Source organism: Streptomyces sp. NPDC058459 (genome assembly GCF_042721685.1).
Lineage (GTDB): Bacteria > Actinomycetota > Actinomycetes > Streptomycetales > Streptomycetaceae > Streptomyces.
This window is the reverse complement of sequence record NZ_JBHXLV010000266.1, coordinates 1-7,854: the sequence shown is the minus strand read 5'-3', so window position 1 is coordinate 7,854 and position 7,854 is coordinate 1. Positions and strand designations below refer to the sequence as shown.

Here is a 7,854-nt window from a genome sequence, read left to right as displayed (position 1 = left end):
ACCCCGTGACGACCGGTTCCGCTCCGGCGGCGACCGGCGCGACTGGCGCCGGTGACCGCGATGAGCACGGACACCGGCGCGGTGACGCCGGCTGTCCCGGACCGCACCCCGCCGGGCGAGCGCGGGTTCACCCGGATCGCGGACCGGGTCGTCGCCAAGATCGCCGCGCGGGCGGCGCGCGAGGCACTCACGCCCCTGCCCCGGAACTTCACCGCGCCGCACGCCACGGTCAACGTGCGGCCCCGGGCGCGCGGCACCGGCCCGGTGGAGGACAGCCCCTTCGCCAGGGCCCGGGTGCGGGTCGTCCTGGAACTCGAGTACCCCGGCGACCTCGGCGCCCGCTGTGCCGCCGTACGCCGCCGGGTCACCGAGCGGGTGGGCACGCTGGCCAACATGGAGGTGCCGAAGGTGGTCGTCCAGGTGGAGCGGCTGCGGCTGCCCGGCGAGCACCAGGGGAGGACGGTATGAGCGAGCCTCCGCAGGACACCCGGCCGATGCCCGTGGTCGACACCGGGAAGCACCCCCCGCCGGCCGCCGGTCAGCCCGCCCTCTCCCCGGACGCGGGGGGCAGCGGCCGCTTCTGGTCCGCCCGCCGCGTCCCGTCGGCGATCATCGCCCTGCTCACGCTGGGCGGCGCCGGACTGCTGCTGTACGACGTCGTGGCCGTCCGCACCGGGCACCCCGCGATGTACTGGCGCCGCGAACTCGCCCGCCAGTTCGCGGCGCGGCCCCTGGACGACATCCCGGTGCTCGCGGGCGCCGCCTTCGTCACCGCCGTCGGCCTCTGGCTGATCCTGCTCGCCCTCACCCCCGGCCTGCGCCGGCTGCTGCCCATGCTCCGCCCGCGCCCCGACGTACGCGCCGCCCTCACCCGCGAGGCCGCCGCCCAGGTGCTGCGGGACCGGGCCGTGCAGGTCTCCGGGGTGCGCGAGGCGCGGGTGCGGATGCGCCGCCGCCGGGCGGAGGTACGGGTGATCTCGCACTTCCGGGACCCCGCCGAGGTGCGCGGCGACCTGGACACCGCGCTGGCCGGCGCCGTCACCGAACTCGGCATGGCCCGGCGGCCCAAGCTGTCGGTCCGGCTCCGGGGACCCGGGAAGAAGGGATGAGGGGCATGCGTTCAGGAGCCGTCAACCGTGTCCTGCTGGCGCTCGCCGGGCTGGTGCTGTTCGTGCTCGGCGGGTCGGTGCTGGCCGTCGGCCTCGGCGCGCCCTCCCCGGCCTGGTGGCCGCACTCCGGCCGGCACGACGTGCTGCTCAGCCGGGCCGAACGCACCGCCTGGCGGGACCAGGGCTGGTGGTGGCCGGCGCTGATCGCGCTGCTCGCCGTCCTGCTGCTGATCGGGCTGTGGTGGCTGGTGTCGGTGCTGCGCAGGCACCGGCTGTACGAGATCCTCATCGACACCGGCGACGGCACCGGTGCCCTGGTGCGCGGCGGTGCGCTGGAGTCCGCGCTCGCAGACGACGCGGCCCGCCTGCCGGGCGTCGCCGGGGCCGGCACCCAGTTGGCCGGGCGCCGTACGTCCCCCACGCTGCGCGCCGGGCTCCGGCTGGAACCCGACGCGTCCCCGGCCGCCACCCTGGCCGACTTCAGCGCCCGCCCGCTGACCGCCGCCCGCGACTCGACGGGGCTGGAGTCCCTGCCCACCGAGGTGCGGCTGAGGAGGGTCAAGCACAAGGCGGACCGGGTGAGCTGACGGCCGTACTAGAACCCGCGCCGCGTCCCCCCGTCGACCGGCAGCATCACGCCCGTCACATAGGACGCGGCCGGGGACAGCAGGAACGCGGCCACCCGGCCGAACTCCTCCGCCCTGCCGTAGCGGCGCAGCGGGATGCGGGACTCGTTGGCCGCTCTCGTGGCCGCCGGGTCGGCCGACAGGCTGTCCAGCTCACGCACCCGGTCGGTGTCGATCCGGGCCGGGAGCAGGCCGACGACGCGGATGCCGCGCGGGCCCAGCTCGTCGGAGAGGGACTTGGCGAACCCGGCCAGGCCCGGCCGCAGCCCGTTGGAGACGGTCAGGCCCGCGATCGGCTCGTGCACCGAACCCGACAGCACGAACCCGATGACCCCGCCCGGCTCCAGTTCGGCCGCCGCCGCGCGGGCCAGGCGCACCGCGCCGAGGAACACCGACTCGAACGCGTCCCGCCACTGCTCGTCGCCGATGTCCGCGACGAAGCCGGGCGGTGGCCCGCCGACGCTGATGAGGATGCCGTCGAAACGCCCGAAGCGCTCACGGGCCAGGGCGATCAGCCGCTCCGGGGCGTCCGCCTCGGCGTTGCCGACGGCCGCGCCCACCGCGTCCGGGCCCAGTTCGGCGGCTGCGTCCGCCACCCGCTGCTCGTCCCGGCCGGTGACGACCAGCTTCGCGCCGTCCGCGGCGAGCTGCCGCGCGGCCGCGTTGCCCAGGCCCCGCGAGGCGCCGGTGACGATGTACACCCGGTCCTTCAGTCCAAGATCCATGCCTCCTATCCTGCCTCCTCGGTGCCGAATAGTGTGAACGCGGTGTTCACCAGCGCGATATGGCTGAACGCCTGCGGGAAGTTGCCGAGCTGGCGGCCGGCCACCGGGTCGTACTCCTCGGCCAGCAGCCCCACGTCGTTGACGAGTCCCGCCAGTTTCTCGAACAGCTCGCGGGCCCGGCCGGTGCGGCCGGTCAGGTGCAGGGCGTCGGCCAGCCAGAAGGAGCAGGCGAGGAAGGCGCCCTCGCCCTCGGGCAGCCCGTCGACCACCGGACCGCCGGGGTTCCCGGTGTCGTACCGGCGTACGAAGCCCCCGTCGCCCAGGTCGGCGGCGACCGCGTCGACCGTGCCGATCACGCGGGGGTCGTCCGGAGGCAGGAAGCCCACGCGCGGGATGAGCAGCAGCGAGGCGTCCAGTTCGCGGGAGCCGTAGTACTGGGTGAACGTGTCGCGCCGCGGGTCGTAGCCCTTGGCGCACACCTCCGCGTGGATCTCGTCGCGCAGCGCGCGCCAGCCGGGCAGGTCGCCCTTCAGCTCCGGGTGCTCCTCCAGGGTGCGCACCGCGCGGTCCACCGCCACCCAGGCCATCACCTTGGAGTGCGTGAACTGCCGGCGTCCGCCGCGTACCTCCCACAGCCCCTCGTCCGGCTGCCGCCACTGCTCCTGGAGGAAGCCGATCAGCGCGCACTGCAGGGCCCACATGTGCGGCCGGGCCGACAGCCCCGCACGGCGGGCCAGCCACAGGGAGTCCATGACCTCGCCGTACACGTCCAGCTGGAGCTGGTCCACCGCGCTGTTGCCGGTACGGACCGGCGCCGAGCCCTCGAACCCGGTGAGCCACGGCAGCTCGGTCTCCGGCAGTCGGCGCTCACCGGCGACCCCGTACATGATCTGAAGATCCTCGGGGCTGCCTGCGACCGCCCGGAGCAGCCAGTCGCGCCATGCCTCGGCCTCCTCGTGGTAGCCCGCGGCGAGCAGCGCGTTCAGGGTGAGGGTGGAGTCGCGCAGCCAGCAGTAGCGGTAGTCCCAGTTGCGCACCCCGCCCGGCCACTCCGGCAGCGAGGTGGTGGCCGCCGCGACGATCCCGCCGGTGGGCCGGTAGGTGAGCGCCTTCAGGGTGATCAGCGAGCGCACCACGGTGTCCCGGTACGGCCCGGCGTAGCGGCAGCGGCCGCTCCAGCGCCGCCAGTCGCGGACGCTGGAGCTGAGCGCCCGGTACGGGTCGATCAGGCGGGGGCGCGGCTGGTGCGAGGGGTGCCAGGTGAGCACGAACGCCACCCGTTCGCCCTCGGCGAGGGTGAACTCCGAGTGCGTGCCGAGATCCTCGCCCCAGGTGCGCACATGCGGCTCGGAGCGCAGCCAGGTGGAGTCCGGGCCCGCGACGGCCACCCGGTGCCCGTCCGAGCGGCGCATCCACGGCACGATGGAGCCGTGGTCGAAGCGCAGCCGCAGGGTGCTGTGCACCCTGACCCGTCCGCTGACGCCCTCCACGATCCGCACGACGTCCGGGGCCTTCTCGCGCTGCGGCATCAGGTCGGTGACGCGCAGGGTGCCGTCGGGGGTGTCCCACTCGGTGTCCAGGACGAGGGTGTCGGGGCGGTAGGCGCGGCGGGTGCAGGTGCCCGCGCCCTTCGGCGCGATCCGCCAGTAGCCGTTGTCCTCGTCGCCCAGGAGCCGGGCGAAGCAGGCGCCGGAGTCGAAGCGGGGCAGGCACAGCCAGTCGATCGAGCCGTCCCGGCCGACCAGGGCGGCGGTCTGCTCGTCGCCGATGACGGCGTAGTCCTCGATGCGCGGGTTCACGCCTTGGCGATTCCCCGTGCGGCCTGACGGCCAATCAGGTGGTGCGCCGGGGGAGTGACGCCCCACCCGCGCTCCGGCTCACACGCCGGCGGGTTCCGCCTGCGGCTCGCTCTCCCGCCCGGCGCGGGCCGCCCGGTCGCGCACCTCGCGCCGCACCAGCACCCACCAGCCGACGGGCACGGCGGCGGCGAACAGCCACCACTGGATCATGTAGGCGTAGTTCAGCGGGGCGTCCTCGCGGCCGGGGCTGGAGATCTGCTCCGGCCTGCCGCTCCGGGGCTGCGGCGCGGTCTGCTCGACATAACCGCCGAGTACGTGCGCGCCCAGGCGCCGCGCCTGGTCCGCGCTGTCGATCAGCATGACCTGCCGGGCCGGCAGCCCGGCGAGCTGCTTGATGCCGCTCGCCGCGGTGGTCTCGTCGGCCTTCAGCCGGCCGGTGATCGTGACCTTCCCGTCGGGGGGCGCGGGGATCTGAGGGAACTCGGTCTGGGACCCGCTCGCCGGAATCCAGCCCCGGTTGACCAGCAGCACCCGGCCGTCGGTCAGCCTCAGCGGGGTCAGGACGTGGAAGCCCACCTCGTCGTCGGCGTTGGTCCGGCGCCGGACGACCTCCTCGTGGGCGGTGTCGAAGGTGCCGGTCGCCGTGACCGTGCGGTACTTGACGGTGCGGGTGACCGCGCGGCCGGGGGCGGCGAGCCGTTCCACGGGCACCGGGGTGGCGTGCAGGGCCCGGGAGACCAGGTCGTTGCGGGCGGTGCGTTCCTCGTACCGGTGGTGCTGCCAGATACCGAGCCTGATCATCGTCGGGATCAGGGCGATCATGACGAGAGTGAGGATCACCCACTGGCGGGTGAGCAGGAAGCGGTAGCGGTGCACCCCACGACGGTACCTCCGCGCCGTGGGGGGCATTCGGGCGGGTACCGGGTCAGACCCGGTCCACCACCCCCGCCTTCCCCTCGGCGCGAGCGCAGTGGGCGCCGCAGTACCAGTGGCCCTCCACCTCCACGCCCTGACCGATGATCTGCACCCGGCAGTGCTCGCAGATGGGTGCCATGCGGTGGATGGCACAGGAGAAGCAGTCGAAGACGTGCACCGCGCCCTGTGCGTGGACCTCGAAGGTCATTCCGTAGTCATTGCCGCAAACTTCGCATCTCGCCATGCGCCTCAGCGTGAGCCGTCCCCGCTGGCGGAGCGGGCGGGCGCGGGTGCGAGTCGCGCGGAAATCACCCGTCCGTACGGCTCTCAGCCGGCGTCCTCGACGTCCCGCAGCAACTGCCCGAACGCCGCCTCGTCCACGACCGGCGTGCCGAACTGGCGGGCCCTGGCCGTCTTGGAGGTGCCCGAGTCGGGGTCGTTGGTGACCAGCAGGCTGGTGAGCCGGGAGAGGCTGGTTGCCACGTGCAGCCCGGCTTCGGTCGCCCGGTCCTCCAGCAGGTCGCGCTCGGTGGAGGTGTCACCCGAAAAGGCTACCCTCATGCCCTGTTTGAGTCGTTCGCCCGCCTCGTACCGGCCGGGGTTGGGGTACGGGCAGGCGGGCCGCTTGCGCGCCGGGCGCCAGCCGGGGCCGCGTCCGCCGCCGTAGGAGCCGGTGGCCTGACGGCCGATGAGCGGGGTGTCCGACCACTCGGTGAGCGGGCGGCACTCCAGCAGCGGCAGCCGCATCCCGTCCGCGGCGGCGGCCCTGAGGCTCGGCCGGAACGCCTCGGCCAGCACCCGCGCGTCGTCCAGCGCGTGGTGCGCGCGCTGCTGCACGACCCCGAAGTGCGCGGCGAGCGACTCCAGTTTGAAGTTGGGCAGCGGCAGCCGCAGCTCCTTGGAGAGCGCGATGGTGCACAGCCGCTGGCGCACGGGGGGCTCGCGACGGGCGCGCGCGTACTCCCGCGCGATCATCTGCCAGTCGAAGACCGCGTTGTGCGCGACCAGCACCCGGCCGTCCAGCCGGGCCGCGAACTCCTCCGCCACCTCCGTGAACAGCGGCGCCCCTTCGAGCACGTCGCTCGTCAGCCCGTGTATCCACACCGGGCCCGGGTCCCGCTCGGGGTTGACCAGCGTGTACCAGTGGTCCTCGACCTCGCCGCGCGCGTCCAGCCGGTACACGGCCGCGGAGATGATCCGGTCGTCGCGGGCCAGCCCGGTGGTCTCGACGTCAACGACCGCGTATCCCTTCGGATACACGGCCGGCCACGGGGTGGGCGAGGACACTGCGGTCGCGGGGTCTTCGAGCATGGTCAATGAGGATACGGGTCATCACCGACAACCGGGCCGCCCAGGGGTTCGCACCCCACCGACCGGGTTGTGCCTCGTATGGGTGTACGTCCCCAAGGGCCTTACGGGAGAACGTCGTTGAGCCATTGCCTACCGGGTCGGCCGACCCGGTCACCTCCATGTCGCCGGACCGGACCCCCAAGGTTCCGGCGGGGTGGCCCAGTCGGTCGGGCCGCCGGTGAACGACACCGGGGGCCGGGCGTACCGCAACCGCCCCAGCGGGCTGTCCCGTTCGGCCAGCCACGGGTCCGGGCCCTCGTGGGCCGGGCCGCCGGGGCGCGGGTCGTGGCCGGCCTCGTCGGTGAGCCAGTGCGCGGTCCGGGCGAGCGCGAGGCGCACCAGGCGGCCCCGGCCGTCGCGGGTCCGGTCGGTCAGGGCCCGCAGGACGCCCGCCGCCAGCAGATAGCCCGAGCCGTGGTCCAGGGCCTGCGCGGGCAGCGCGCCGGGCTCCCTGGCCGAACCCTCGGTGGCCGCGATGCCGGTCGCCACCTGGACGAGGCTGTCGAAGCCGCGCCGCTCACCCCAGGGCCCGTACGCGCCCCACGCCGAGAGCTGGGCGACGATCAGGCCGGGGTACCGCTCGGCCAGCGCCTCCGGGGAGAGGCCGAAGCGGTCGAGGGTGCCGGGGCGGTAGCCGGTGACGACCACGTCGGCGGAGGCCAGCAGCTCCTCCAGCACCTGCCTGTCCACGTCGAGTCCGAGGGTGGCCGACCGCTTGCCGAAGCCCGTGTCCGTGTGCTGGTCGGCCAGTTCGGGCAGCCCGGGTGCGTCCACCCGCAGCACGTCCGCGCCGAGCAGCGCGAGAGTGCGGGTGGCGACGGGCCCGGCGATGACGCGCGTGAGGTCCAGGACCCGCAGCCCGGCGGCGGGCAGCAGGGGCTCGGATTCCCGGTCCAGGGGCGGGAGTTCACATTCCATGGCCCCGCCGATCAGGACCCGCTCCACCAGAGGGCGCCGGGCCACCTCGGCGCCCTGCGGATGCGCCGCCCACTGTCCGGGGGTGCGCAGGGCCACCGCCAGGCCGCCGGCGGCGTACACCGCCTCCTCGACGTCCAGGGCGGAGCGTTCGAGCAGCAGCCCCTCCACCGCCTCGGGGCCGGCGCCGTCGGGCAGGCCCAGCGCGCCGAGGAGCCGGAGCCGGTGGTGCGGGTAGTTGGCGTGGGTGCGCACCCAGCCGTTGGCCGCCCGCCACCAGCGGGACAGCGGCGCGAAGTTGACCGGGGCGCGGCCGTCTATCCGCAGCACCCGCTCGCGGTGGAAGGCGGTGACGACCGCGCCGTCGTCCACCACGGCACGTGGCACCTCGCCGAGCCCGGCCCTGAGCGCGCCC

At 74.6% G+C, this 7,854-nt stretch carries 9 protein-coding genes; 3 read left to right on the top strand and 6 right to left on the bottom strand.

Annotated features, from left to right (window positions below; all coding sequences use genetic code 11):
• The first annotated feature begins 60 nt into the window (after positions 1–60).
• The 3 genes from ACFWN1_RS30065 to amaP are packed head-to-tail and all read left to right on the top strand — an operon-like array spanning position 61 to position 1,696.
• A complete protein-coding gene (locus ACFWN1_RS30065) occupies positions 61–468 on the top strand; it encodes a hypothetical protein (RefSeq protein ID WP_384368830.1) in 408 nt (135 codons plus the stop codon).
• Positions 465–1,109 (top strand): DUF6286 domain-containing protein, encoded by a 645-nt coding sequence (locus ACFWN1_RS30060; protein ID WP_384368827.1) that lies wholly within the window; start codon positions 465–467, stop codon positions 1,107–1,109. The genes ACFWN1_RS30065 and ACFWN1_RS30060 overlap by 4 nt, the downstream gene beginning before the upstream one ends.
• Positions 1,106–1,696: an alkaline shock response membrane anchor protein AmaP gene (gene amaP / locus ACFWN1_RS30055; RefSeq protein WP_384368824.1), complete on the top strand. Its 591-nt coding sequence runs from the start codon at positions 1,106–1,108 to the stop codon at positions 1,694–1,696. Before ACFWN1_RS30060 ends, amaP begins: the two co-directional genes overlap by 4 nt.
• A gap of 8 nt (positions 1,697–1,704) precedes the next feature.
• Here the strand turns inward: amaP and ACFWN1_RS30050 are convergent, their stop codons facing one another.
• The 6 genes from ACFWN1_RS30050 to ACFWN1_RS30025 form a co-directional block, all read right to left on the bottom strand.
• The gene (locus ACFWN1_RS30050; protein WP_384368821.1) at positions 1,705–2,460 is read right to left on the bottom strand and encodes an SDR family oxidoreductase; all 756 of its coding nucleotides are present in this window, start codon (positions 2,458–2,460) and stop codon (positions 1,705–1,707) included.
• A 5-nt stretch (positions 2,461–2,465) separates the two neighbouring features.
• Positions 2,466–4,259, bottom strand: coding sequence for a glycoside hydrolase family 15 protein (locus ACFWN1_RS30045; protein ID WP_384368818.1), 1,794 nt, complete (start codon positions 4,257–4,259; stop codon positions 2,466–2,468).
• 78 nt (positions 4,260–4,337) lie between these two features.
• Positions 4,338–5,168: an SURF1 family protein gene (locus tag ACFWN1_RS30040; RefSeq protein WP_384368815.1), complete on the bottom strand. Its 831-nt coding sequence runs from the start codon at positions 5,166–5,168 to the stop codon at positions 4,338–4,340.
• Positions 5,169–5,184: 16 nt separating this feature from the next.
• Positions 5,185–5,418 carry a hypothetical protein gene (locus tag ACFWN1_RS30035; RefSeq protein WP_078858611.1) on the bottom strand — a complete coding sequence of 78 codons (234 nt, stop codon included), beginning with the start codon at positions 5,416–5,418 and terminating at the stop codon, positions 5,185–5,187.
• A gap of 83 nt (positions 5,419–5,501) precedes the next feature.
• Complete coding sequence (locus ACFWN1_RS30030) at positions 5,502–6,485, bottom strand: DEDDh family exonuclease (protein ID WP_384368812.1); 984 nt, start codon at positions 6,483–6,485, stop codon at positions 5,502–5,504.
• 150 nt (positions 6,486–6,635) lie between these two features.
• Positions 6,636–7,854 (bottom strand): CoA transferase (locus tag ACFWN1_RS30025; protein ID WP_384368809.1); only part of this gene is annotated, 1,219 nt, incomplete at its 5' end.